We start from the raw sequence: 23,897 nt of genomic DNA, 5'->3' as shown, positions 1-23,897 counted from the left end.
CCAGGACACGTCGACCTGTCGCAGCTTCACGCCGGGACACGTCGACCTGTCGCAGCTTCACGCCAGGACACGCCGACCTGTCGCAGGTTCACGCCAGGACACGTCGACCTGTCCGGGTCTCTCAGCAGCCCACGTGGGTGATGTCGCCGTTCTCGCGTCGGCCGTCGTCGGTGCGCAGCGCGTAGGCCGAGCAGTAGTAGAAGCTCAGCAGCCGGTCGCGCTCGAGCCGCACCGGGTCCCAGTGGCCGTTCCCGGTGGGCTCGAGGTAGCGGAACGAGGTGTCGAGCAGGTCCACGTCACGGTGCTTGAGGTAGCGGTCCAGCCAGCGCTGGACGTAGACACTGGTGAGGTCCTGGCCGTACCGGCTGGCGGGGAGCACCAGCGGGATGTCGGTGTACTCCAGGTGCGTGGAGGCGCGGGGCACCACCAGCATCGAGTCGACCCCGGCCCGGCGCCACGCGTCGAAGCCGGTACGCCGCTCCCGCATCGGGTCGGGCCCGTCCGGCGAGGACTGCGGCGTGAGCGAGCTGCCTCCGGACAGGAACCAGGGAGACACCGTGAAGCCGTACTCCGACTGCACCGCGAGGGCGGGCACGGTCGGCTCGTTCCCGCTGCCGTCCAGGGGTCCCGAGGACGACGGCCCGGTCAGCTTGTCCAGGGCGACGACTGCCTCGACCCGCTCATCGGTGCCCTGCACCTTCGAGACCGCCGCGGCGCCCATCGAGTGGCCGACGATCGCGATCCGGGTGGTCCGGCCGGGGGTCGCCGTGCGCCGGTCGGGTGAGCGGTCGAAGAGCCGCCAGAAGGGGTTGTACGCCGTCACGTCGGCGCCGTCCGCGGCCGGGTTGCGGTAGGGATGCCGCGGTGTGGACGTGAAGAACCCGAGGGCGTCCCGCGTGCCGACCACGAAGTTCGACAGCTGCTGTGACGGCACGCCCGGGCAGCCGGACGTCTCCCCGTCGCCCGGCTCGGCGAACGGGTTGCAGAACGGCAGTGCGTTCGTGTCGGCAGGCGAGTCCTGGTGCGGCAGCGTCTCGCTGGTGCCCTGGCCCTGCACGTCGTAGGTCAGCACGACGTATCCACGCTCGGCGAGGTCCTGGGCCAGCCACTCGTACATCCCCTCCGAGCCCTGCACCGACCCCTCGGTGATCACGACCCCGGGGAACGGACCGTGCAGCTCCCGGCCGGTGTAGGGGTCCACGGCGCCCGGCTCCGGTCGGTAGACGTGGCCGCGCAGCAGCGCGCCGTACCTGTTGGTGAACGCGACCGCCCTCACCCGCCCGCGGGTGCCCTCCCACCCCGCGCGCAGCGGGTTGCCGACGTTCCACCCCGGGACGACGTTGCCGGGCGTGATCGCGGGACGGGTGGGCGTTGCCGCCTGCGCCAGGAGCTGGTCGACGCTCCGCTGCGTGGCGGCCTGCACGAGTGCGGGGACGTACGCCGGGTTCTGCAGCTGGCCCTCGGTCACCCGGCCGTAGGCGTCGGCGATGTTCTGCGCGTCCCGGGTCGTGTACGCCGGGTCCTCGGGCTGCGGTGCGGCGCCCGCGGGCGGGGCCGCGCCCAGCGCGAGGGTCAGCAGCGCGGCGGTGGCCGGGACGAGTCGTCGCATGCCCTGCCCAACGAGCCGGGCGTGAAGAAGCGACGGGTCGGTGCGCCCGCCACGTGAAACCACGACGGGTCGGCGCTCTCAGCCGTGAAGCTGCGACGGGTCGGCGTGCTCACCCGTGAAGCTGCGACGGGTCGGCGTTCACTACGGTGGCCCCATGAGTGCGATCGACGGGGTGTCGGAGATCTTCGACGCCGACGCCTGGGACGCGGTTCCCGGCTTCGAGGACCTGACCGACCTGACCTACCACCGCGCGAAGGCGCACGGCACGGTCCGGATCGCGTTCGACCGGCCCGACGTGCTCAACGCGTTCCGCCCGCACACCGTCGACGAGCTGCTGCGGGTGCTCGAGCACGCGCGCACCTCGGCCGACGTCGGCTGCGTGCTGCTCACCGGCAACGGGCCGGGCGAGAAGCACGGGAAGTGGGCGTTCTGCAGCGGCGGCGACCAGCGGATCCGCGGCCGCTCGGGCTACCAGTACGAGCCCGGCACCGAGGGTGGCGTGCGCGACGAGCGCACCCCCGCCGACGCGGCCCGGCTGGGTCGGCTGCACATCCTGGAGTGCCAGCGGCTGATCCGGTTCATGCCCAAGGTGGTCATCTGCCTGGTCAACGGCTGGGCGGCCGGCGGCGGCCACAGCCTGCACGTGGTCTGCGACCTGACCCTGGCCAGCCGCGAGCACGCGCGGTTCAAGCAGACCGACGCCGACGTCGGGTCCTTCGACGGCGGCTTCGGCTCGGCGTACCTCGCCCGCCAGGTGGGCCAGAAGTTCGCGCGCGAGATCTTCTTCCTCGGCGACGAGTACTCCGCCGACGACATGCACCGGATGGGCGCGGTCAACAAGGTGGTCGCGCACGCCGACCTCGAGCGCGAGGCGCTGGAGTGGGGCCGCAAGATCAACGGCAAGTCCCCGACCGCGCAGCGGATGCTGAAGTACTCCTTCAACCTCATCGACGACGGCCTGGTCGGCCAGCAGCTGTTCGCGGGCGAGACCACCCGGCTCGCCTACATGACCGACGAGGCGGTGGAGGGGCGCGACCAGTTCCTCGAGAAGCGCGAGCCGGACTGGTCCCCCTTCCCCTGGTACTACTGAGCAGACGACGAGCAGAGGAGCACCGATGCGCGAGCAGTTCCTGGCCGGGGTGCGGCAGGCCGCCGAGGGCACGCCGTACGTCGTGACGCCGACCGAGGCCGGCTTCGACGTGGCCCTCGACGTGGCCGACGCCCAGTGGTACGGCCTGCTGAACAAGGCCGGGCTGAAGAAGGCCTACACCCACCACGTCGCGGTCGCCGACGACGGCACCTACTCGGTGACCGACGACAGCCGCACCGTCGAGTGGGTGGCGGGCGTGCCGCGGCTCTCGGCGCAGGCGGAGCGGACCCGCGGCCGGTCCTACGAGGTCAGCTTCCAGAAGACCTGGGCGCTGAACGAGAAGGGGAAGCCGGCCAAGGTCGTCGACTACAGCTTCAACTCCGAGCAGGGACGCAAGCTGGTCACGGGCGTCGCCGACGAGCTCGGCCTGCGCCAGCGCCGCGGGACCGAGGAGAAGGTCGGCATCGCCTTCGCGCTCGTCGGTGGCGTGGGCGCCCTGCTGACGCTCGTCGTCCTCGGAGTGCTGGCCCTGATGGGCAAGCTCTAGGACTGCTCGCCGGGCGCGACCACGTGCACGGTCGCCATGAACTGCTGGAACTCCCGGCCGATGACCGGCATCTGCTCCGCGGTGCAGGTGAGGGTGTAGATCACCACCACGCGTCGGGCCGGGTCGGCCACGTCGACCAGACCGGTCACGGCCTGCGCCTGCTGCAGCTCGTAGGTCCCGCTCTCGGTCGTGGCCACCGCGCGCAGCCGCTGGGTCACGGCGGGTGCGTGCTCGGACTCGATGACCCGGCGGTCGAGCAGCTCGGCCTGCTCGGCCTGCACGCGGATCTTCGCCAGTGACTCGTCGGCGATGTCGGTGAGGGTGGCCGGGTCGTCGCGCCAGTCGCCGCTGATGGTGATCGTGGGCCGGTAGTCCTCGCCGGCACCGCGGCGCACGGCCAGGAACGCGGCGTTCTCGACGCCGAGGCTCTCGGGCGCCACCGGCTGCCACTCGGGCCCGGGCAGCTCGAACTCGATCGGCACCGGCAGGGTCGTGGTCATCGGGGGGCCTTCCGCATCTGGTGGTCCGCTGGGGTGGGGGAGGGGGTCACGGCAGGATGCTCCCGATCCCCTCGACGATGTCGCCGCCGGTCTCCCAGATCTCCGGGAAGTCGAGCGTCACCTCGCCGCCGAGCTTGCCGCCCCAGCCGAGGGCCACACCACCGGAGCCGCCGATGGTCAGCTTGCCGTCGTGCATGCCGAAGTCCAGGTCGCCGGCGATGCCGGCGCCACCCCAGCCCTCGGCGGTGAACTCGCCGCCGACGCCGCCGACGTCGCCGCCACCCGTGACGCCGACCTTGCCGCCGGCGAAGAGCTCCCCGCTGGCGTGCGCGCCGTCGGGGCCGATGCCGATGTTGCCCTCACCCGTCGCGCCGACCAGGAAGTCGCCCTTGAGGTAGCCCTCGGCGTAGCCGTACTCGCCGTGCACCTCGCCCTCGCCCTTGACGATCGAGAGCGTGCCGTCGGCGTTGATCCGCACGCCGTCCTTGTCGATGGTGGCCTCGGCGGAGCCGTCGGCGCCGAGCAGGGTCACCGAGCCGTCGGCGTTCATCTTCACCGGGCCCCAGTAGTCCTCCCACTTGCCCTCGGCCTGGCCGACGTACGCCGACCCCTCGGCCTTGCCGAGGCTGATCTTGAAGGGGGACTCCTCGCGGTCCTTGTACTTCGGGTCGCGACCGTCGGACGGGTCGGTGCCGAAGGTCTTCTCCCACCAGTCCCACTTGAAGGAGGGCCCCTCGACGGAGCCGTCGGCCCCGAGCCAGTCGCCGTCGCCCGAGGTCTTGCTGCCCTCGAGGCCGCCGAGCTTCACGACGGCGGCCTGACCGGCTTCGTCGAGGTCCTCGCGGGCCTGGTCGAGGATCTCCTGCGCCTCCTGGCGCAGCTTCTCGCCCGGATCGACGAACGGGCCGGGCCGGGCCGGTCGCATCGACGGCACGACGGTGCCGAACGGCGAGGTGGTCGTCGCCGGCGCGCAGAGGCTGTCGTTGTACGCCGCCACCGCGGCGTTGTAGTCGGTGACCGCCTGCTTCGTCGCGGCCTCGCCCTCGGCGTACTTGTCGATGGCGTCCTGGGCGCGCGACTGGGCGCCGGCCAGCGCGGAGGAGTACGTCGACAGCGCCTGGCGGGCGGTGTCGAGGAGCTTGGCGTAGGCCCGCCACTTCGCCTGCTCGTCCTCGAAGTTGGCCTCCCACGCGGGCTGGGCGTAGCCGCCCGACCAGCCCTCGATGCGGACCGCGCGCAGGTCGTCGTACATCCCGGTGATGCGGGTGGACTCCTGCTCCAGGACGGTGGCGTTCGCGTCGACCCGGGCGGTGCTGCCGGGCACCAGCTTGGTCGGGTCGGTCGTCTCCCCGAGCTGCATGGAGGCGGGCGCGGTCACGGCGTCGGTCCCGCAGCGGGCGGCGTCGGCGCGAACGGCGACGCGGGCGCGAACGGGTTGCCCGGGGTCGTGAACGGCGTCGTGAACGGCGAGCGGAAGGAGGACGCCACGCCCTCGTCGGTCAGCTGGTAGTCCCGGGCGGTGCTGTCGAGGGAGGTCGCCAGGGTCTCGGCGCCGTCACGCAGGGCCTGGCCCGCTGCGTCGCACTGCTCGACGACGGCGGCGAACCACTCGGCCAGCTCCACGTGGCCGAAGTCCTCGGCCTTGCTGTGGGTCGCGGCGAGCTCGTAGCCCGCCAGCGGGTCGGTGATCGTCCGCAGCCGGCCGGCCGCTTCGTGCAGGTTCTCGATGAGAACTTCGTAGCCCACCCTGTTCCTCTTCCCCGTGACGTCAGGCGAGGATAGGTCTACCCCACCGGTGCCGTCGGAAACCCGTGAGGGGAGGATCGGGGCACCGTGCGGGCGTCGGCTCCGGCCTGCTCGCACCCCCATCTCGGAGGAGGACCATGAAGAAGGTCGCGGCCCTGGCCGTCTGCGTGATCGCGCTGTCCGGCTGCAACGCGGAGGTCACCACCGGACCCTCCTCGGTCAGCAAGGGTGACCTGGAGAAGCGGGTCGAGGGACTCGTGCCCGACGAGACGACCGGCCCCGTGGACGCCACCTGCGAGGGGGACCTCACCGCGAAGGTCGACGCCACCCAGGACTGCCACCTCGAGGCCGGCGACGAGAACGCCGACGTGCGCGTGACGGTCACCTCCGTGGACGGGAGCACGACGAAGTTCGACGCCGTCCCGTTCATCCCCACCGACCGGATGGCCGACTCGATCGAGAAGTCGCTCACCGACCAGGGCTACCAGGTGGCCTCGGTGGACTGCGAGGACGAGCTGATCGGCAAGCTCGACGAGAAGGCGACGTGCACCGCGACCAACCCCGACGGCGGCGACGACGCGACCCTGGAGGTCAAGGTGACCGAGGTGCACGGACTGATGGTGAACTTCAACTACGAGGTCGTCAGCTGACCGGCGACGACAGCGGCCGCACCCGCTGGCAGCAGGTCGCCCGCCGGCAGGCGGGCGAGGACTACGCGCGCACCTACGCCGAACGGTTCCGGGCGCTGGCTGCCCGCGGGCAGGACGTGCACGGCGAGGCCACGTTCGTCACCGGGCTGGTGCCGGCGCCGGCGCGGGTCCTCGACGCCGGCTGCGGCACCGGACGGATCGGCGTCCGCCTCTCCGGCCTCGGGTACGACGTGGTCGGCGTCGACGTGGACGAGACGATGCTCGACGTGGCCCGCGCCGAGGCGCCGGACCTCGACTGGCGGGTCGGGGACCTGGCCACGCTGGACCTGGGGGAGACGTTCGACCTCGTCCTGCTCGCCGGCAACATCGTCCCGCTGCTGGAGCCGGGGACGCTCGGTGCGGTGGCCGGGCGGCTGGCGGCCCACGTGTCCCCGGGCGGTCAGGTCGTCTGCGGCTTCGGCCTCGACGGGGCGCACCTGCCGGTCGGGTGCCCGGTGACCCCGCTGGCCGACTTCGAGGCCGCGATGGAGGCGGCGGGGCTGCGGCCTACCGCGCGGTTCTCCGGGTGGGACGGGGCGCCCTTCGACCCGGCCGAGGGCTACGTCGTCACGGTGCACCGCCCGGCCGGCTGACCGGAGCAGCCCCGTCTCCTGTCGAGACGGCTCCCGGGGAGACGACGACCGACCACACGCCGAGGTGGGCGCCATGGTGGCGCGCCAGCGTGCGGAAGACGTCGGCGTCGGCGTCGAGACCGGGCTGGGCGCGGGTCACCATCGTGCAGCGGGTGCAGGGCTCGATCGCTTCCAGCACGGCGCCACCGACCTCGAGGTGACGCCCGACCCACGCGTCCTCGACCCACCCGTCGCCCGCCACGTCGAGCAGGATGTTCGGGCGGAAGCGTCGGGGATCCCACACGCCGGCGGGGTGGAGAGCCGCACCGCTCCGCAACGACGCCGTGGTGAGGACGAGGACGGGAGCGGCGTCGACGTACCGTCCCTCCGGCATCGTCCACTCGATCGCCTGGCTCGTGTCGTCGGTCGCGTCGGCGAAGTACTCGGCCCGTCCCGGGTCCGTCCCCCTCGACGGCACCAGGGAGACCGGGCCGTCCAGCCACTCCGACAGCAGCCGGTCGGTCCTCCCGCCCGGCCCGACGGCGACCCTGCCGTCCGGGAGCGTGAGGACCGGCGTGCCGTCGTCGTACGCGGCGGACGCGCCGAGCAGCTCGGGACGGCGGCGCGCGGTCAGGATCCGACCCGTGCGTTCGTCGCGGATGCCCCACTGCCGGTCGCCGCGGAGGCCGTCGTCGACGATCTCGGCGACCGCGACCGCCTCACCCTGCAGCGACTTCACGGGGTAGCGCCACAGACCCGCGACCTCCATGACCCACCTCCAGCAGTCGACCTGCCCACCACCGTACGGCGTGGCTCGGCCGCAGACGGCTCCGCCGGTCAGGCCTGCTCCGTCTCCAGGGTGAGCGTGGCGAGGGAGGGAGTACGCCGCAGCGCCCGGGCCAGCCACGCCGCGGCGAGCATCAGGACCAGCGCCAGCGCGCCGACGCCGGGCCAGCCGGCCGTGCCCCAGGCGGTGCTGCCCAGGTTGCCGAAGACCGAGGACCCGGCGTAGTAGGCGCACAGGTAGAACGCCGCGGCCTGGCTCGCGCTGGCGCCGACGAGGTGGGCGCGCGTGGCCACCCAGCCGCTCGCCAGTCCGTGGACGACGAAGAACCCGGCCGTCAACCCGGCGAGACCGACCACGATGGCGGGCAGCCAGGGAAGGAGGGTGAGCAGGATGCCGACGATGGCCAGGGCGCAGCCGGCGGGCAGGATCGCGCGACGTCCGAACCGGTCCGCGAGCCGTCCGGAGACGACCGAGCTCACCGTGCCGAAGACGTAGACGAGGTACACCAGGCTGACGGCGCCGAGCCCGAGGTGGTGCGGCCCGGTGGTGAGACGGAAGCCGAGCGCGTTGTAGACGGCGACGAGTGCTCCCACCGAGCAGGCACCGAGGAGGTAGAGCGCCCGCAGCGCCGGGTCGGCCAGCGCTGCGCGGGACATGGCCGCGAGGCCGAACCGGCCGGGGGCTCGTCGCTGGAAGTGCTGGGAAGGGGGAAGGGCGATGCTCACCGCGAGCGCGCAGCCGAGCGCGAGCAGGCCGGCCGCGGCCAGGGCCGGGCGCCAGCCGTAGGCGTCCGCGACGGGGGCGGTGAGCAGGCGGCTGACCATCCCGCCGAGGGCCGTGCCGCCGATGTAGAGACCCGCGGCCCGGGCCTGCGCCGTCGAGTGCAGCTCCTCGCGCAGGTACGCCGTGGCCACCGCCGGGAGTCCCGCGAGCGCGACTCCCTCGAGCAGCCTCAGGCCGAGGAGCGCGTGCCAGGAGGGAGCCAGCGGGCACAGCAGCGCCAGCACGCTCGCCGACCAGACGGCACCGAGGATCAGTCGGGTGCGCCCGTACCTCTCCGATGCCGGCCCGACCACGAGCAGGGCGACGGCCAGGCCTGCGGTGGCCAGCGACATCGTGAGCGTGGCCTGGGCGGGTGAGACCGCGAACTGGCTCCGGAGCTCCGGCAGCAACGCCTGGGTGTCGTACAGGAGCACGAACGTCGCCATCCCGGCCGCGAACATGGCCGCCATGACGCGTCGGTACCCGGCGCTCCCCGGCAGGTGCCCCGGCAACGCACGGGGGCGGAGCGTGGTCGCTGTGTCGTTCACGGACACCACTCTCGGCACGTCACGGTGATACGTCCAATGTCATGAGGAGCAGGATTCGATGCGCCACACGTATGATCAGTGGATGCTCGTGCGCGACCTGGAGTGGCTCGTGGCCCTGGCCGACCACCAGCACGTGACCGACACGGCAGCCGTGCTCGGTGTCAGCCAGCCGACCCTGTCCCGGGCCCTGGCCCGCGTCGAGGGCGAGCTGGGAGCCCGCCTCTTCGAGCGCGTCCCCGAGGGGCTGGTCACGACGCCCGACGGCGAGCTCGTCGTCGCCGGCGCCCGCGACGTCCTGGGTCGCTACCAGCAGCTGCTGCACGAGCTCGAGGCCAGGCTGGACCCGGACCGGGGGGTGGTGCGGCTCGCCTTCCTCGACTCGATGGCCACCTCGCTGGTGCCGCGGGTCCTCCGCGACTTCCACGAGGAGGCCCCGAGGGTCCGGGTGGTCCTCACCCAGGAGCCCGCCCACCACATCCAGCGCGACCTCGACCGCGGGGTGGTCGAGCTGGCGATCACGTCGGTGCGACCCGAGGGGGACTACGGCTGGCTCCCGCTCCAGGAGGAACGGCTCGTGCTCATCGTGCCTCCCAGCCACCGCCTGCGGAACCGCCGTCGCGTCGAGCTGACCGAGCTCGTCGCCGACGAGCTCGTCACCACGCCGGTCGGGTTCGGCTACCGCGAGCACATCAACCGGCTGTTCGCCGAGGCCGGCGTGACGGTGCCGGTCTCCTTCGAGAGCGCGGACCTGGCCACCATCGAGGGCCCGGTCGCAGCCGGGCTCGGCGTCGCGATCACCCCCGAGCAGTTCGCCGGGCTCTCCGGCACGATCGGCATCAACATCACCAGCCCGCACGCTCGCCGCAGCATCGGGCTCACCTGGCGCACGGACCGCGTCCTGAACCCGGCGGCCGCCCGGCTCCGCGACTTCGTCACGAGCCGGCGCTGACCGTCGTCCGACCCCGCGCGGGTTTGCCGGCCCGGGCCGTTCCCATCAGGACGGCGGCGTCCTACCGTGGGACGAGGGGCGCCGTGCCATCGGAGGTTGCCGTGAGGGAAGCCTGGGAGCAGCTGGTCACCGGGCCCGAGGATGCCGACCGGGCGGTCCTCCTGCTGCCGGGCGGGGCCAACGCCGCCCGTTCGTTCGACCTGGTGATGGCCGACGAGGCGCTGTCCGGCGTGCGCCTGGTGGCCACGACCCTGCCCGGCATGGCGGGTGCCCCGCTGACCGACGACGTGTCGATCCCGGCACTGGCGCGGGCGGCGGGGGAGCTGGCCGAGAAGCACCGGTGCGACGTGGTCGTGGGCTTCTCCCACGGGGCCACCGTGGTGCTGGAGATGCTGCTGTCCGGTCGCTTCCGGGGCCCGGTCGTGCTGCTGGGCATCAGCCTGACCAGTGCGGACGAGGCCGGGTTCTTCCGTGGCGTCGTACGGGTCTCGCAGAAGGTGGGGAGCTGGCCGTTCGCCGTGCTGCTGCGGCTCCTGCCCCTGATGGCCAGGTCGGCCAAGACACCCACATCGCACAAGCGGGACCTCGTCGAGGACCTCAGGCAGAACAGGGCGCGCGACTCGGTCCGGGTGAGCGGCCCGTACCTCGACTACATCGCTGCCGACCGGGACTACGCCGCCGAGCTCGCCGCCTCGGGCAGCCCGGTGTGGGTCGTCCATGCCGAGAAGAACGGCGACGGCGGGCTCACCGACCGGGAGCGCGCGACGCTCGAAGCGGCGGCCGACGTGACCCTGGTGACGGTCCCGGGCTCGGTGTTCCTCCTGCCCGACGAGGTCCCCGACCAGGTCGCCGGGGTGATCGCCCACGCCCTGTCGGCGGTGACCTGACCGCCGGCCCGCCGGGCCGGGGCCCTCCGGGCGAAGGAGCCTGCGACCGCGTGCGCGCCGGCACCTCCTAGTGTTGGTGCCGATGAGGATCGTGGTGCTCACCGGAGCCGGCATCTCCGCCGAGAGCGGGGTGCCGACCTTCCGCGACGCCGACGGGCTGTGGGAGGGCCACCGCGTCGAGGACGTCGCGACGCCCGAGGCGTACGTCGCCCAGCCGCACGTCGTACACCGCTTCTACGACGCCCGCCGCGCCGCCCTGGCCGCGGTCGACCCGAACCCCGCCCACCACGCGCTGGCCCGGCTGGAGGAGCACCTCGGCGACGACCTGCTCGTGGTCACCCAGAACATCGACGACCTCCACGAGCGCGCCGGCTCGGCCCGGGTGCTGCACATGCACGGCGAGCTGCTCTCGGCGCTCTGCCGGGCCTGCGAGGACCGGGTCCGCTGGGTCGCTGACCTCGGCGAGTTCCCGCCCTGCCCGTCCTGCGGAGTCAGCGCGCTGCGCCCCGACGTCGTGTGGTTCGGGGAGGTTCCGTACGGCATGGACGAGATCCAGGACGCGCTGGAGGAGGCCGACCTGTTCGTCTCCATCGGCACCTCGGGCGCGGTCTACCCGGCCGCGGGCTTCGTGCAGTACGCCCTCGCCCACGGCGCCCGCACCCTCGAGCTCAACCTGCAGCCCAGCGAGCTCAGCCACGTCTTCCACGAGTCCCGCCAGGGTCTCGCCGGAGACCTCGTCCCCGCCTGGGTGACCGAGCTCCTGCGATAGTCCGGCACGTTTCTGACGTCCGGGGTGTCAGAAACGTGCCGGACTATCCCTGATGTCAGGGGGCAGGAGCCACCATGGCGCCGGCGTGCGCGGGGAGGGCGAGCCGCCCACCGTCCAGCGACACGTCGTCGCCGGTGGCGAACAGCAGGTCCGCGGGGGCGTGCACGTCGACCTCAGCCGCGGCGTCGGCGAAGTTCACGACCACCTCGAGGTCGCCCCGACGCATCCGGAACAGCCGGGCGGCCTCGTCGACGGTGCAGGACACCGACGCGAAGGAGGGTTCGGTGAGCTCCTCGCGGGTGCGCCGCAGCTCGGCCAGCTGCCGGTAGACCGTGAGCATCCGGGCGTGCCGGCCGCGGGACAGCTCCGACCAGTCCAGCCGGGAGCGCTCGAACGTGACCGGGTCCTGCGGGTCGGGCACGACGTCGGGGTCCCACCCCATCCGCTCGAACTCCTTGATCCGGCCCTCGGCGGTCGCGCGCCCCAGCTCCGGCTCGGGGTGGGAGGTGAAGAACTGGAACGGCGACGAGCTCGCCCACTCCTCGCCCTGGAAGAGCATGGGGGTGAACGGCCCGGCCAGGGTCAGCAGCGCGGCGCACGCCAGCTGGTGGTCGTCGAGCGCCTCGGCGATCCGGTCGCCGATCGCCCGGTTGCCGATCTGGTCGTGGTTCTGGCTGCAGACGACCAGCCGCCAGGTGGGCATCGCGTGGGTGTCGACGGGCACGCCGTGGTCGCGGTCGCGGAAGGAGGAGAACGTCCCGTCGTGGAAGAACCCCTTCTCGCAGACCTTGGCCAGCGCCCCGAGCGGCTCGAAGTCGGCGTAGTAGCCGGACGTCTCCCGGGTCAGCGCCACGTGCACGGCGTGGTGGAAGTCGTCGCTCCACTGGGCGTCCAGCCCGTAGCCCCGCGCCTCGCGCGGTGTGATCAGCACGGGGTCGTTGAGGTCGGACTCCGCGATCAGGGTCAGCGGCCGTCGCTGGTGCGCCGAGAGCGCCGCGACCTCGACCGCCATCTCCTCGAGCAGGTGGACCTCGGAGGTGTCGGCGAGGGCGTGCACGGCGTCGAGCCGCAGCCCGTCGACGTGGTAGTCGGACAGCCACATCCGGACGTTGTCGAGGATGTAGCGGCGGACCTCCGCCGAACCCTCGCCGTCGAGGTTGACCAGGTCGCCCCAGGTGTTGGCGCCCTCCTTGAGGTAGGGGCCGAACAGCGGCAGGTAGTTCCCGGACGGGCCGAGGTGGTTGTAGACCACGTCCTGGATCACGCCCAGTCCCGCGGCGTGGCAGCCGTCGACGAAGCGCTGGTACGCCGCCGGGCCGCCGTACGGTTCGTGCACGGCATGCCACAGCACGCCGTCGTACCCCCAGTTGTGCACGCCGTTGACCGCGTTGACCGGCATCAGCTCGACGAAGTCCACACCGATCGAGCGCAGGTGGTCGAGCCGGGTCAGGGCCGCGTCGAGGGTTCCCTCGGGGGTGAACGTGCCGACGTGCAGCTCGTAGACGACCGAGCCGGCGAGCTGGCGACCGGTCCAGCCGCGGTCGGTCCAGGGATAGGAGCTCGGCCGGTAGGTGCGCGAGCGTGCGTGCACGCCGTCCGGCTGCCGACGCGAGCGGGGGTCGGGCAGCGGGGTGTCCCGGTCGTCGAGCAGGTAGCCGTAGTCGACGTCCTGGTCCCACACGTCCGGCACCGGCTCGGTGGGGGTCCACCAGTCGTCGGCACCGCGGACCATCTCGAGGGTCTCGTCGCCGAGGGAGAGCCGCACCCGCGAGGGCGTGGGCGCCCAGACGTCGAAGGGGCCGCGCATCAGGACTCCTCCCTCACCAGCAGGGCGACGGGCAGGTCGTCGAGCAGGTCGGCCAGCCGTACCGAGCCCGTGGCGCGGTGCCCGGACAGGGCATCGGTCCAGCTCCCCTCGGGCAGGTCGAGCGTGGTGTCCCCCCAGCCGCCCCGGGCCTCGAGCCCGATCGGCAGCCGGGTGATCACGGTGACGGCGCCGCCCCGGTCGAAGGCGACCGCGTGGTCTGCGGCCGGTCCGCTGGCGCGCAGCGGGGCGTACGACGTGAACAGCCCGGGCCGGTCCCGGCGCAGCGTGAGGGCCGTGTGCACGACGCCCAGCTTGGCGGTCCCGGGGTCTCCGGGCGAGCCGGTCAGCGTGGTGCGGGCACCCTCGCGGATCGCGCCGAGCCGGTCGGTGCGGTCGTCGAAGTCGACCGGACGCCGGTTGTCGGGGTCGACCAGGCTCTGCTCCCACAGCTCGCTGCCCTGGTAGACGTCCGGCACGCCCGGCACGGTGATCGAGAGCAGCTTCGCCGCCAGCGCGTTGCTCCAGCCGGCCGGGGCCAGCCGGTCGACGAGGCCGGTGAGGACGGCGCCGACCCCCGGGTCGTCGTACGCCGCGTCGACGGCCGCGTGCACGGCCTTCTCGTAGGCCTCGTCGGGGTCGGTCCACGTGGTGCGGTCGCCGGCCTCGCGCATCGCCTTCTCCGCGTAGGCGTGCAACCGCTCGCGGTCCAGGGGCCAGGCACCGACGGCGGCCTGCCACAGCAGGCTGCCGAAGCCCGGGTCGGGCACCGGGGCCAGCTCCAGCAGCTGGTCGAGCGCGGCCTCCCACTCGCGGGGGACCTCGGCCAGGGCGGTGATGCGGGCGCGCACGTCCTCGCCGCGCTTGGTGTCGTGGGTCGACAGCGTGGTCATCGCGTGCGGCCAGCCGGACTGGCGGGTCGCCATCTGGTCGTGGAAGGCGTCCGGGGCGAGCGCGAAGACACTCGGGTCGCCGCCGACCTCGTTGAGGGAGGTGAGCCGGGAGTACCGGTAGAACGCGCAGTCCTCCACGCCCTTGGCCATCACCATCCCGCTGGTCTGCTGGAACCGCTGCGCCGGGTCGGTCCGCGGATCCGTCAGGAGCCGCTCCAGGACGTCGAGCGCCGCACCGTCGACGTGCTGGGTCTCGATCCGGGCCTGCGCGAGGGCCTCGTCGAGGTGCTCGCGGCCCTCGGGCAGGTAGGAGCGGTAGACCGGGAAGGCGGCCAGCAGGTGGGCCACGGCCTCCTCCAGCTCCGCCTCCGGCACGGTGTCGTCGAGCCGCCGGACCTCGCGGACGATGCGCCGCACCTCGGAGTGCAGGATGCCGTGGGCGACCTCGAGCTTGCGTGCGCTGACGAACGACGGCCAGTACATCTCGCCACCGCGCAGCCGCGTCTCGAGCGCGTCGAGAGGCTCCTGACCGGCGGGGTCGGTGAGCAGCCGGTCGACGTGGGCCAGGACGTCGTACCCGGTGGTGCCCGCAGTGGCCCAGGAGGTCGGCAGCTCCTCGCCGGGCTCGAGGATCTTCTCGACCAGCACGTAGGCGCCGCCGGTCATCGCAGCCAGGTCGTCGAGGTAGCCCTTCGGGTCCCGCAGGCCGTCGGGGTGGTCGACCCGGAGCCCGTCGACGAGCCGCTCGTCGAACCAGCGCCGGATCTCGACGTGCGACCCGGCGAGCACGTCGGGGTCCTCGACCCGGATCCCGGCCAGCGTGTTGACCGCGAAGAACCGGCGGTAGTTCAGGTCGGCGTCGGCGCGGCGCCAGCCCACCAGCTCGTAGTGCTGGCGGGCGTGCACCGTGTCGGCGTCGACGCCGTCGGTGCCGAGGTCATCCGCGGTCCCGGGCGCCACCGGGTAGCGGTTGTCGTGGTAGCGCAGCTCGCCGTCGACGACCGCCAGCTGGGCGATGCGCCCGTCGGGCAGCAGGTCGTCGTCACCGACGACCGGGATCCGCAGCCGGCCGTCACCGGCCGCCCAGTCGACGTCGAACGCCGGCGCGTGCTGGGACTCCTGGCCCAGCCGCAGCACGTCCCACCACCACGCGGACTCGACCGGGGTGGCGACGCCGACGTGGTTGGGCACGATGTCGACCAGCACACCCATCCCGAGGCGCCGGGCCTCGGCCGAGAGCGCCGCCAGCCCCTCGGCGCCGCCGCGGGCCGGGTCGACCCGGTCGTGCGCCACCACGTCGTACCCGTGGTCGCTGCCGGGCTCGGCCGCCAGGATCGGCGACAGGTAGACCCAGTCCACGCCGAGCTCGTGGAGGTACGGCAGCCGCCGGGCCGCCGCGAACAGGTCCAGCTCCGGGGTGATCTGGAGCCGGTAGGTGCTGGTGGGCGTGCGCATGCGGTTCCCTCAGCCCTGCTTGGCCTGCGCCGCGACGGAGGCGGCGACCGAGTGGTCGACCTCGGCCTCGGGCTTCGAGTGCTGCTGCAGGACGACGACGCTGTGGGTCTCGAGGTGCAGCTTCCCACCGGCCTGGTGGGTGGTCTCGTCGTCCGCGGCGCCGCCGGTGTCGATGACGACGTCCCAGGCGTCGGCGTACTCGTCCGGCGGCAGGGTCACCTCGGCCGGACCGTCGGCGTTGAAGTAGAGCAGGAAGTGGTCGTCGGTGATGGCCTGGCCCCGCTCGTCGAGACCGGCGATGCCGTTGCCGTTGAGGTACATGCCGATCGCCTGGGATCCCCCCTGCCAGTCGTCGTCCTCCATCGGCCGGCCGTCGAGGTGCAGCCACACGATGTCGTTGAGCCGCTCCCCGTCACCGGTGCGCACGGTGCTGCCGGTGAAGAACCGCTTGCGACGGAACGTCGGGTGGTCCTTGCGCAGCCGGGCGACGGCCGCGGTGAACTCCACCAGCGGACTGTCGGCACGGTCCCAGTGCACCCAGGCGATCTCGGAGTCCTGGGCGTAGGTGTTGTTGTTGCCGTCCTGGGTCCGCCCCAGCTCGTCACCGTGCAGGATCATCGGCACGCCCTGGCTCAGCAGCAGCGTCGCGATGAAGTTGCGCTGCTCGCGGGCGCGGGCAGCCAGGATCTCCGGGTCGTCGGTCGGTCCCTCGACACCGTGGTTCCAGGAGCGGTTGTGGCTCTCGCCGTCGTTGTTGTCCTCGCCGTTGGCGTCGTTGTGCTTCTCGTTGTAGGAGACGAGGTCGCGCAGCGTGAAGCCGTCGTGGGCGGTGACGAAGTTGATGCTGGCGACCGGGCGCCGGCCCGAGTGCTCGTAGAAGTCCGAGGATCCGGCCAGCCGGGAGGCGAACTCGCCGAGCGACGGCTCGCCGCGCCAGAAGTCGCGGACGGTGTCGCGGTAGGCGCCGTTCCACTCGGTCCACTGGGGCGGGAAGTTGCCGACCTGGTAGCCGCCGGGGCCGATGTCCCAGGGCTCGGCGATCAGCTTCACCTGCGACACGATCGGGTCCTGCTGCACCAGCTCGAAGAACGTCGCGAGCCGGTCGACGTCGTAGAACTCGCGGGCCAGGGTGGCCGCGAGGTCGAAACGGAAGCCGTCGACGTGCATCTCGGTCACCCAGTAGCGCAGCGAGTCCATGATCAGCTGCAGCGAGTGCGGGTGCCGGACGTTGAGGGAGTTCCCGGTGCCGGTGTAGTCGGTGTAGTAGCGGCGGTCGTTCTCCTCCAGCCGGTAGTACGCCGGGTTGTCGATGCCACGGAAGCTCAGCGTCGGGCCGAGGTGGTTGCCCTCCGCGGTGTGGTTGTAGACCACGTCGAGGATCACCTCGATGCCCGCGGCGTGCATCGACTTCACCATCGACTTGAACTCCTGGACCTGCTGGCCGCGCTCGCCGGTGGCGGCGTACGACGCATGCGGCGCGAAGAAGCCGAGGGTGTTGTAGCCCCAGTAGTTGCGCAGCCCCTTCTCCAGCAGCGTGCTGTCCTGCACGAACTGGTGCACCGGCATCAGCTCGATGGCGGTGACACCGAGCTTGGTGAGGTGCTCGGTGACGGCCGGGTGGGAGAGGCCGGCGTAGGTGCCGCGCTGCTCCTCGGGGATGTCCGGGTGCAGCTGGGTGAGGCCCTTGACGTGCGCCTCGTAGATGACCGACTCGTTGTAGGGGATGTCGAGGCGGCGGTCGCCCTCCCAGTCGAAGAACGGGTTGATCACGACCCCGTGGGTCATGTGCGCCGCGGAGTCGTCGTCGTTGCGGGAGTCCGGGTCGCCGAAGTTGTAGCCGAACAGGGACTGGTCCCAGTCGATCTCGCCGGTGGTGGCCTTGGCGTAGGGGTCGAGGAGCAGCTTGTTCGGGTTGCAGCGCAGGCCGTTCTCGGGGTCCCACGGACCGTGCACGCGGTAGCCGTAGCGCTGGCCGGGCTGCACGGACGGCAGGTAGCAGTGCCACACGAAGGCGTCGACCTCGGTCAGCTCGACGCGGGTCTCGGTGACCTTCCCGCGCGAGCCGACCTCGAAGAGGCACAGCTCGACGCGCTCGGCCACCTCGCTGAAGAGCGCGAAGTTCGTCCCGCTCCCGTCGAACGTCGCCCCGAGGGGGTAGGCGTGCCCGGGCCAGGTCTCCATGCGGTCCTCCGCAAAACGTCGGAGCCCCGGGGGCGAGGCTCATTGGAACGATCAAAGCACAGGACGGGAGGTACGCCGACCTGCGCTGGACAGCCTGTACCCGCAGGGCCGGGGAATGAACCCCCGGCCTCGTGGGGTTCGGGTCACACGTGAGCTCCTCCCCACCGTCGACCCCGCCCGCGCCCGAGATCTCCCGGGCGAGCGTCGGGCTGCGCAGCGAGCGCGGACCGGTGCTGCTGGCGGTCATGCTCAGCATCGGCCTGGTCGCCATCGACTCGACGATCCTGGCCACCGCTGTTCCCGCGATCGTCGGCGACCTCGGCGGCTTCACGCAGTTCCCGTGGCTGTTCTCGGTCTACCTGCTGGCCCAGGCGGTGTCGGTGCCGATCTACGGCAAGGTCGCGGACCAGTTCGGCCGCAAGCCGGTGATGCTCCTCGGCGTGGGGCTCTTCGTCGTGGGTTCGCTGCTGTGCGGGGTCGCCTGGGGGATGGGGTCGCTCATCGCGTTCCGCGCGGTCCAGGGCCTCGGCGCCGGCGCCGTCCAGCCGATCGGCATGACGATCGTGGGTGACATCTACTCGATGGCGGAGCGGGCCAAGGTGCAGGGCTACATCGCCAGCGTGTGGGCGATCTCGTCGGTGGTGGGCCCGACCCTCGGCGGCGTCTTCTCCGACTACCTGTCCTGGCGCTGGATCTTCTTCGTCAACCTGCCGATCGGCCTGGCCGCGGCCTGGATGCTCGTGCGCCACTTCTCCGAGCGCGTCGAGCGGCGCCGACACCGCATCGACTACCTGGGGTCGGCGCTGCTGACGGTCGGCGGCGTCCTGCTGCTGCTCGGGCTCCTCGAGGGCGGGGTGCGCTGGGCGTGGACCTCGCCGGCCAGCGTCGTCGTCCTCGGGGCCGCGGTCGTGCTGCTGGTCGCCTTCGCGGTGGTGGAGCGTCGGGCGGCCGAGCCGGTGCTCCCGCCGTGGATCTTCCACAACCGGGTGCTGAACGCGTCCTCGGCCGGGTCGCTGGTCGTGGGCGTGCTGATGCTGGGGCTGACGTCGTACGTCCCCCTCTACGCGCAGACCGTCCTCCACCACGACGCGGTCACCGCGGGCCTGGCGCTGGCCGCCATGACCATCGGCTGGCCGATCGCGGCCACGACCTCGGGCCGCTTCTACCTCTCCGTCGGCTTCCGGGTGACCACCCTGATGGGCGCGGCGTTCGCCGTGGCGGGCGCCGCCCTGCTGCTCACCGTCGGTCCGGACAGCTCGCTGCTGCACCTGGCCGCCCCGTGCTTCGTGATGGGCATCGGCTTCGGGTACGTCGCCAGCCCGGCCGTGGTCGCCGCCCAGTCGGCTGTGACGTGGGAGCACCGCGGCGTCGCCACCGCTGCGAACATGTTCGCCCGCTCGGTCGGCAGCGCCCTGGGCGTGGCGGCCTTCGGCGCCATCGCCAACGGCGTCGTCGCGGCCCGGGTCGCCGGCGGCGTGCCCGACCTCGAGCAGCTGCCCGGCTCGGTCCTCGACCCGGCGATCCAGGCGGTGTTCGTCGCCTCCGCGGTGTTCGCGCTGCTGCTCCTCGTCGTCGGGATCGCGATGCCGCGTCGGGTGGAGGAGCCGACCGGCTGAGCCCCTGGAACCCTCCGGGACGCTGACGCGTCCAAGCCGCCGTGGACCTCGACCGTCGCGACACCCTCCGGCTCGCCGCCCTGCTCGGCATCCTGGTCCCGCTCGCGGCCTGCGACCACCGCGAGCCGTCGGTCCCGCCGCGGATGGGCCCGGTCCGCCTCGAGCTGGCCCGCTCGCCCGTCGGGCGCTCACCGGGAGACCCCGAGGCAGCGGCTGCGGCGGCCGGGTCGGTCCACGCGTTGGCCGCGGGCCTGTTCGGCGAGCTCGCCACCGGTGCCGGCAACCACGTGTTCAGCCCGTACTCGGTGGCCGTCGCGCTGGCGATGACCGCCAACGGTGCCCGTGGGAGGACGGCGACCGAGATGCTCGACGTGCTGGCCGCCCATGACGTGGCCGGCCTGGACGAGGGCCTGGACGCGCTGACCCAGCAGGTCGAGGCGCTGGCCGGTCCGGTCGACGACGGCAGCGAGCACCCGCCCGAGATCGAGCTCGCCGCGGCGAACGAGCTGTTCGCGCAGGTCGGCACCCGCTGGGAGGACGACTTCCTCGCCGCGCTCGCCCGCTGGTTCGGCGCCGGCGTGCGCCTCGTCGACTACGCCCGCGACCCCGAGGCGGCGCGGGACCTGGTCAACGGGTGGACCTCCGAGCAGACCCACGAGCGGATCCCCGAGATCCTCCCGACCGGCGCCGTGGACAGGCTCACCCGGCTGGTCCTGGTCGACACCCTGTACCTCAAGGCCCCGTGGGCCGAGCCCTTCTTCGAGGACCAGACCGGGGACCGGGCTTTCGAGCTCGACGACGGCACCGTGGCCGGCGTGCCGACCATGTCCGGCGCGCTGTCCTCGGCCGCGCTGGGTAGCGGTGACGGGTGGCAGGCGGTCCGGCTCCTGTACGCCGGCGGCGGGCTGGCGATGACCATCGTGCTGCCCGACCGGGGCCGGATGGCGGCCGTGGCCGACCTGGTCGCCGGCGGGCGCCTGCCGCGCATCCTCGCCTCCGTCGAGCAGCGGCCGCTGCAGGTCAGCCTGCCCCGCTGGACGTTCCGGTCGACCACGCCGCTCACCGACGTACTGGCCCGGATGGGCATGCCGAGCGCCTTCGACCCGCGCCGGGCGGACCTCTCGGGGATGACCCGGGACGAGCGCCTGCACGTCGACGCCGTCCTGCACGAGACCTTCGTGGCCGTGGACGAGCACGGCACGGAGGCGGCAGCCGCGACCGCGGTGGTCGTGGGCCCGACCTCCGCCCAGCTCCCCCTCGAGGAGGTCTACGTGAACCGGCCGTTCCTGTTCGTCGTCCACGACGTCCAGCACGGCACCCCGCTGTTCCTCGGCCGCGTCGAGGACCCCCGGTCCTGACCGGTCGGGCGGCGTGAGACCGGCCATAAGGTCTGGGCCACGTGGTTACCCGACAGTAGGATCGGGGTCATGACGCGTGAGATCTACGACGAGGACCACGAGGCCTTCCGGGCCTCCGTCAAGGAGTTCCTGGACCGCGAGGTCGTCCCGCACCTCGACGAGTACGAGCAGAACCACGGGCTGACCCGGGACTTCTGGACCGCGGCCGGCAAGCAGGGTTTCCTCGGGCTCGAGATCCCCGAGGAGTACGGCGGCGCCGAGGCGGGCGACTACCGGTTCAACGCGGTCCTCACCGAGGAGCTCGCCAAGGTCAACATGACCCTCCCGAGCTGCGTCGGGATCCACGCCGACATCGTGGCGCCGTACCTCGTGCACCTCACCACCGAGGAGCAGAAGAAGCGCTGGCTGCCGAGCTTCTGCAGCGGCGAGCTGCTCACCGGCATCGGCATGACCGAGCCCGGCGGCGGCTCGGACCTGGCCAACCTGAAGACCACCGCCGTCCGCGACGGCGACGACTGGGTCATCAACGGCTCGAAGACGTTCATCACCAACGGCGGCAGCGCCGACCTGGTCGTGGTCGCCGCGCGCACCTCGCCGGAGAAGAAGGCCAAGGGCATCTCCCTCTTCGGCGTCGACACCTCGCTGCCGGGCTTCTCGGTCGGCCGGGTGCTCGACAAGGTCGGCCAGGACGAGTCCGACACCGCGGAGCTGGCGTTCGAGGACGTGCGGGTCAGCAACGACGACCTGATCGGCGAGCTCGACACCGGCTTCATCTCGATGATGCAGTTCCTGCCCCAGGAGCGGCTCGGCTCGGCGATCACCAACCTCGCCCACGCCGCGCAGATCCTCGAGGAGACGATCCAGTACGCCAAGGACCGAAAGGCCTTCGGCCAGCCGATCGGCAACTTCCAGCACAACCAGTTCCTGCTGGCCGAGCTGGTCACCCAGGTCGAGGTCACCCAGGCGTACGTCGACCAGTGCATCATGAAGCACACCCGCCAGGAGCTCACGCCGGTCGACGCCGCGAAGGCCAAGTGGTGGACCTCGCAGGTGCAGAACGACGTGCTCGACCACTGCGTGCAGCTGCACGGCGGCTACGGCTACATGAACGAGTACCGCGTGGCCCGCGCCTGGCGCGACGCCCGGGTCACCAAGATCTGGGCCGGCTCGAACGAGATCATGAAGATGCTCATCGGTCGCGACCTCGGCCTGTGATGGCCCGGCCGACGACGGGGTGAGTGCAGCCTTGCCTTCCTTGCAGCAACCGCCCCCGGACGATGACGATTCGGGCATGAGCACCGACGCCAGCGATGTCGACGTACCCGTGGGACCGCACGAGGACGAGCCGCACACCAGCGGGATCAGCAACCGCCTGAACTGGCTGCGGGCCGGGGTGCTCGGCGCCAACGACGGCATCGTGTCGACCGCCGGCCTCGTGGTCGGTGTCGCCGGCGCCACCAGCGACCGGACCGCGATCCTGGTCGCGGGCGTCGCCGGGCTCGCCGCCGGCGCCCTGAGCATGGCGGCGGGGGAGTACGTCTCGGTCAGCACGCAGCGCGACTCCGAGCACGCCCTGCTCGAGAAGGAGCGCCGTGAGCTGGTCGAGGAGCCCGAGGAGGAGCTGGCCGAGCTGGCCGGGATCTACCGGGACAAGGGGCTCAGCGAGGAGCTGGCGCTCCGGGTCGCCCAGGAGCTCACCGAGCACGACGCGCTGCGCGCCCACGCCGAGGCCGAGCTCAACATCGACCCCGACGACCTGACCAACCCGTGGCACGCCGCGTGGGCCTCGATGCTGGCGTTCACCGTCGGAGCGCTGCTGCCGCTGCTCACGATCGTGCTGTTCACCGCCGGCCTCCGGGTCCCGGTCACGGTGGTCGCGGTCGTCATCGCCCTCGCCGTCACCGGGTGGGCCAGCGCGAAGTTCGGCTACGGCCCCACCCGCCGCGCGGTCTACCGCAACGTGGGCGGTGGCCTCTTCGCCATGGCCGTCACCTACGTGATCGGCGCGGCGCTCGGCACCCAGATCGGCTGACCCCCTTCTCGTTGAGCTGGGCCCAGCTCAACGAGTGGGCGCGGGGCCGGTGGAGGAGCGCAGGACCAGCTCGGGGCGGAAGAGGTACTCGTGCGGGGGGCTCGGCTCGCCCTCGATGGCGTCCGCGAGTGCCGCCACGGCGGCGAGGCCCATCGTCTGCACGGGCTGGCGCACGGTCGTGAGCGGCGGGTCGAAGAACTGGGTCAGCCGGGAGTCGTCGAAGCCGATCACCGAGACGTCGTGGGGCACCTCGAGACCCGCCTCCCGGACCGCGCGGACCGCGCCGAGCGCCATCGGGTCCGAGCCGCACACCACCGCGGTGGCCCCCCGCTCCAGGAGGTCGCGGGTCGCGGCGGCGCCGCCCTCGAGCGTGTAGAGCGCCTCCACGATCCAGCCCTCGGCCTCCTCGGGGGCGAGGCCCAGCGAGCGCCCGAGCGCGGCCACGAACCCCTCGCGCTTGCGCAGGGCGGGCACGTAGCGGTTCGGTCCGGTGGCCAGCCCGATCCGGGTGTGGCCGAGCTGCACGAGGTGGGAGACCGCGAGCGTCATCGCCTCGTGGTCGTCGGTCGAGAGGAACGGAGCCTCGAGCCCGGGAGCGAAGCCGTTGACGAACACGACCGGCAGCCCGCGGGCGATCAGCGCGCGGTAGCGCTCCTGGTCCGCAGCCCGGTCGGCGTGGCGGCCGGACACGAAGATGATGCCGGCGACGCCGTGGTCGAGCAGCGACTCGACGTACTCGTCCTCGGAGATGCCACCGGGCGACTGGGTGCAGAGCACGGGGGTGTACCGCCGGCTCGAGAGGGCGTCGTCGATGACCTGCGCGAAGGCCGGGAAGATCGGGTTCTCCAGCTCGGGCACCACCACGCCCACCAGGCCGGCGCTGCGGCGGCGCAGCCGGGCCGGTCGCTCGTAGCCGAGCAGGTCGAGCGCGACCAGCACCGACTGCCGTGCGCCGTCGCTCACGCCCGGCTTGTCGTTGAGGACACGGCTCACGGTCGCTTCGCTCACGCCCGCCTCGGCGGCGATGTCGGCCAGGGTTGCCACGGGCGTATGTAACGCGATCGTCACGCATTGTGCAAGGGCTTTCAATTCTTGCAAGATTC

At 72.4% G+C, this 23,897-nt stretch carries 21 protein-coding genes; 11 read left to right on the top strand and 10 right to left on the bottom strand.

Annotation, left to right across the window (positions count from 1 at the left end; genetic code table 11):
* Positions 1 to 121: 121 nt before the first annotated feature.
* Complete coding sequence (locus ACZ43H_RS18490) at positions 122 to 1,609, bottom strand: alpha/beta hydrolase family protein (protein WP_464585344.1); 1,488 nt, start codon at positions 1,607 to 1,609, stop codon at positions 122 to 124.
* A gap of 154 nt (positions 1,610 to 1,763) precedes the next feature.
* Between ACZ43H_RS18490 and ACZ43H_RS18485 the strand changes: the two genes are divergently transcribed.
* Together ACZ43H_RS18485 and ACZ43H_RS18480 are read left to right on the top strand one after the other, a co-directional pair.
* Positions 1,764 to 2,699: a 1,4-dihydroxy-2-naphthoyl-CoA synthase gene (locus ACZ43H_RS18485; protein ID WP_464585343.1), complete on the top strand. Its 936-nt coding sequence runs from the start codon at positions 1,764 to 1,766 to the stop codon at positions 2,697 to 2,699.
* 25 nt (positions 2,700 to 2,724) lie between these two features.
* Positions 2,725 to 3,246 (top strand): hypothetical protein, encoded by a 522-nt coding sequence (locus tag ACZ43H_RS18480; protein WP_464585342.1) that lies wholly within the window; start codon positions 2,725 to 2,727, stop codon positions 3,244 to 3,246.
* Here ACZ43H_RS18480 and ACZ43H_RS18475 read toward each other — a convergent pair.
* From ACZ43H_RS18475 to ACZ43H_RS18465, 3 genes are read right to left on the bottom strand one after another with little or no spacing between them, the layout of a single operon-like run.
* Positions 3,243 to 3,746: a hypothetical protein gene (locus ACZ43H_RS18475; protein ID WP_464585340.1), complete on the bottom strand. Its 504-nt coding sequence runs from the start codon at positions 3,744 to 3,746 to the stop codon at positions 3,243 to 3,245. The genes ACZ43H_RS18480 and ACZ43H_RS18475 overlap by 4 nt on opposite strands.
* A gap of 46 nt (positions 3,747 to 3,792) precedes the next feature.
* On the bottom strand, positions 3,793 to 5,124 hold the full coding sequence (locus tag ACZ43H_RS18470; protein ID WP_464585338.1) for a putative T7SS-secreted protein: 1,332 nt from the start codon (positions 5,122 to 5,124) through the stop codon (positions 3,793 to 3,795).
* Positions 5,121 to 5,492 carry a WXG100 family type VII secretion target gene (locus ACZ43H_RS18465; protein WP_464585336.1) on the bottom strand — a complete coding sequence of 124 codons (372 nt, stop codon included), beginning with the start codon at positions 5,490 to 5,492 and terminating at the stop codon, positions 5,121 to 5,123. The genes ACZ43H_RS18470 and ACZ43H_RS18465 overlap by 4 nt, the downstream gene beginning before the upstream one ends.
* 137 nt (positions 5,493 to 5,629) lie before the next feature.
* On the opposite strand from ACZ43H_RS18465, the gene ACZ43H_RS18460 reads away from it, so the two are divergent.
* Positions 5,630 to 6,142 (top strand): DUF4333 domain-containing protein, encoded by a 513-nt coding sequence (locus tag ACZ43H_RS18460; protein ID WP_464585334.1) that lies wholly within the window; start codon positions 5,630 to 5,632, stop codon positions 6,140 to 6,142.
* A gap of 116 nt (positions 6,143 to 6,258) precedes the next feature.
* Positions 6,259 to 6,774 (top strand): class I SAM-dependent methyltransferase, encoded by a 516-nt coding sequence (locus ACZ43H_RS18455; protein WP_464585332.1) that lies wholly within the window; start codon positions 6,259 to 6,261, stop codon positions 6,772 to 6,774.
* Here ACZ43H_RS18455 and ACZ43H_RS18450 read toward each other — a convergent pair.
* Positions 6,749 to 7,522, bottom strand: a complete 774-nt coding sequence (locus ACZ43H_RS18450) for an MOSC domain-containing protein (RefSeq protein ID WP_464585331.1) — start codon at positions 7,520 to 7,522, stop codon at positions 6,749 to 6,751. The two genes, ACZ43H_RS18455 and ACZ43H_RS18450, sit on opposite strands and share 26 nt — an antisense overlap.
* A gap of 68 nt (positions 7,523 to 7,590) precedes the next feature.
* On the bottom strand, positions 7,591 to 8,850 hold the full coding sequence (locus ACZ43H_RS18445) for an MFS transporter (RefSeq protein ID WP_464585329.1): 1,260 nt from the start codon (positions 8,848 to 8,850) through the stop codon (positions 7,591 to 7,593).
* A gap of 82 nt (positions 8,851 to 8,932) precedes the next feature.
* Between ACZ43H_RS18445 and ACZ43H_RS18440 the strand changes: the two genes are divergently transcribed.
* The 3 genes from ACZ43H_RS18440 (at position 8,933) to ACZ43H_RS18430 (ending at position 11,455) form a co-directional block, all read left to right on the top strand.
* Entirely contained in the window at positions 8,933 to 9,799 is an 867-nt protein-coding gene (locus ACZ43H_RS18440; RefSeq protein WP_464585327.1) for a LysR family transcriptional regulator, read from the top strand.
* Between the two features lie 101 nt (positions 9,800 to 9,900).
* Positions 9,901 to 10,686, top strand: a complete 786-nt coding sequence (locus tag ACZ43H_RS18435; RefSeq protein WP_464585325.1) for an alpha/beta fold hydrolase — start codon at positions 9,901 to 9,903, stop codon at positions 10,684 to 10,686.
* 82 nt (positions 10,687 to 10,768) lie between these two features.
* Positions 10,769 to 11,455, top strand: coding sequence for an NAD-dependent deacylase (locus ACZ43H_RS18430; protein WP_464585322.1), 687 nt, complete (start codon positions 10,769 to 10,771; stop codon positions 11,453 to 11,455).
* 55 nt (positions 11,456 to 11,510) lie between these two features.
* Here the strand turns inward: ACZ43H_RS18430 and treZ are convergent, their stop codons facing one another.
* Genes treZ through glgX form a run of 3 tightly spaced genes read right to left on the bottom strand, consistent with a single transcriptional unit; the run spans position 11,511 to position 17,788 of the window.
* Entirely contained in the window at positions 11,511 to 13,262 is a 1,752-nt protein-coding gene (gene treZ / locus ACZ43H_RS18425) for a malto-oligosyltrehalose trehalohydrolase (RefSeq protein WP_464585321.1), read from the bottom strand.
* The gene (treY, locus tag ACZ43H_RS18420; protein ID WP_464585319.1) at positions 13,262 to 15,607 is read right to left on the bottom strand and encodes a malto-oligosyltrehalose synthase; all 2,346 of its coding nucleotides are present in this window, start codon (positions 15,605 to 15,607) and stop codon (positions 13,262 to 13,264) included. The genes treZ and treY overlap by 1 nt, the downstream gene beginning before the upstream one ends.
* Positions 15,608 to 15,616: 9 nt before the next feature.
* Positions 15,617 to 17,788, bottom strand: coding sequence for a glycogen debranching protein GlgX (glgX, locus tag ACZ43H_RS18415; protein ID WP_464585317.1), 2,172 nt, complete (start codon positions 17,786 to 17,788; stop codon positions 15,617 to 15,619).
* A 149-nt stretch (positions 17,789 to 17,937) separates the two neighbouring features.
* On the opposite strand from glgX, the gene ACZ43H_RS18410 reads away from it, so the two are divergent.
* From ACZ43H_RS18410 to ACZ43H_RS18395, 4 genes are all read left to right on the top strand, one after another.
* A complete protein-coding gene (locus tag ACZ43H_RS18410) occupies positions 17,938 to 19,404 on the top strand; it encodes an MDR family MFS transporter (protein WP_464585316.1) in 1,467 nt (488 codons plus the stop codon).
* Positions 19,405 to 19,445: 41 nt separating this feature from the next.
* A complete protein-coding gene (locus tag ACZ43H_RS18405) occupies positions 19,446 to 20,762 on the top strand; it encodes a serpin family protein (RefSeq protein ID WP_464585314.1) in 1,317 nt (438 codons plus the stop codon).
* Between the two features lie 69 nt (positions 20,763 to 20,831).
* Entirely contained in the window at positions 20,832 to 21,977 is a 1,146-nt protein-coding gene (locus ACZ43H_RS18400; protein ID WP_464585313.1) for an acyl-CoA dehydrogenase family protein, read from the top strand.
* Positions 21,978 to 22,053: 76 nt separating this feature from the next.
* Entirely contained in the window at positions 22,054 to 22,794 is a 741-nt protein-coding gene (locus tag ACZ43H_RS18395) for a VIT1/CCC1 transporter family protein (RefSeq protein ID WP_464585311.1), read from the top strand.
* A gap of 27 nt (positions 22,795 to 22,821) precedes the next feature.
* Here the strand turns inward: ACZ43H_RS18395 and ACZ43H_RS18390 are convergent, their stop codons facing one another.
* Positions 22,822 to 23,838, bottom strand: coding sequence for a LacI family DNA-binding transcriptional regulator (locus ACZ43H_RS18390; protein ID WP_464585309.1), 1,017 nt, complete (start codon positions 23,836 to 23,838; stop codon positions 22,822 to 22,824).
* Positions 23,839 to 23,897: the final 59 nt, after the last annotated feature.

The sequence above is a fragment of the Nocardioides sp. DN36 genome (assembly GCF_055380375.1).
The sequence above is the reverse complement of the archived record's forward strand: the minus strand, read 5'-3'. Positions and strand labels throughout refer to the sequence as shown.

Bases quoted from the DNA above. Each gene is read 5' to 3' on its own strand.
- ACZ43H_RS18490 (WP_464585344.1), bottom strand. From the start codon at position 1,609: ATGCGACGACTCGTCCCGGCCACCGCCGCGCTGCTGACCCTCGCGCTG.
- ACZ43H_RS18485 (WP_464585343.1), top strand. From the start codon at position 1,764: ATGAGTGCGATCGACGGGGTGTCGGAGATCTTCGACGCCGACGCCTGG.
- ACZ43H_RS18480 (WP_464585342.1), top strand. From the start codon at position 2,725: ATGCGCGAGCAGTTCCTGGCCGGGGTGCGGCAGGCCGCCGAGGGCACG.
- ACZ43H_RS18475 (WP_464585340.1), bottom strand. From the start codon at position 3,746: ATGACCACGACCCTGCCGGTGCCGATCGAGTTCGAGCTGCCCGGGCCC.
- ACZ43H_RS18460 (WP_464585334.1), top strand. From the start codon at position 5,630: ATGAAGAAGGTCGCGGCCCTGGCCGTCTGCGTGATCGCGCTGTCCGGC.
- ACZ43H_RS18450 (WP_464585331.1), bottom strand. From the start codon at position 7,522: ATGGAGGTCGCGGGTCTGTGGCGCTACCCCGTGAAGTCGCTGCAGGGT.
- ACZ43H_RS18440 (WP_464585327.1), top strand. From the start codon at position 8,933: ATGCTCGTGCGCGACCTGGAGTGGCTCGTGGCCCTGGCCGACCACCAG.
- ACZ43H_RS18430 (WP_464585322.1), top strand. From the start codon at position 10,769: ATGAGGATCGTGGTGCTCACCGGAGCCGGCATCTCCGCCGAGAGCGGG.
- treZ (WP_464585321.1), bottom strand. From the start codon at position 13,262: ATGCGCGGCCCCTTCGACGTCTGGGCGCCCACGCCCTCGCGGGTGCGG.
- treY (WP_464585319.1), bottom strand. From the start codon at position 15,607: ATGCGCACGCCCACCAGCACCTACCGGCTCCAGATCACCCCGGAGCTG.
- glgX (WP_464585317.1), bottom strand. From the start codon at position 17,788: ATGGAGACCTGGCCCGGGCACGCCTACCCCCTCGGGGCGACGTTCGAC.
- ACZ43H_RS18400 (WP_464585313.1), top strand. From the start codon at position 20,832: ATGACGCGTGAGATCTACGACGAGGACCACGAGGCCTTCCGGGCCTCC.
- ACZ43H_RS18395 (WP_464585311.1), top strand. From the start codon at position 22,054: ATGAGCACCGACGCCAGCGATGTCGACGTACCCGTGGGACCGCACGAG.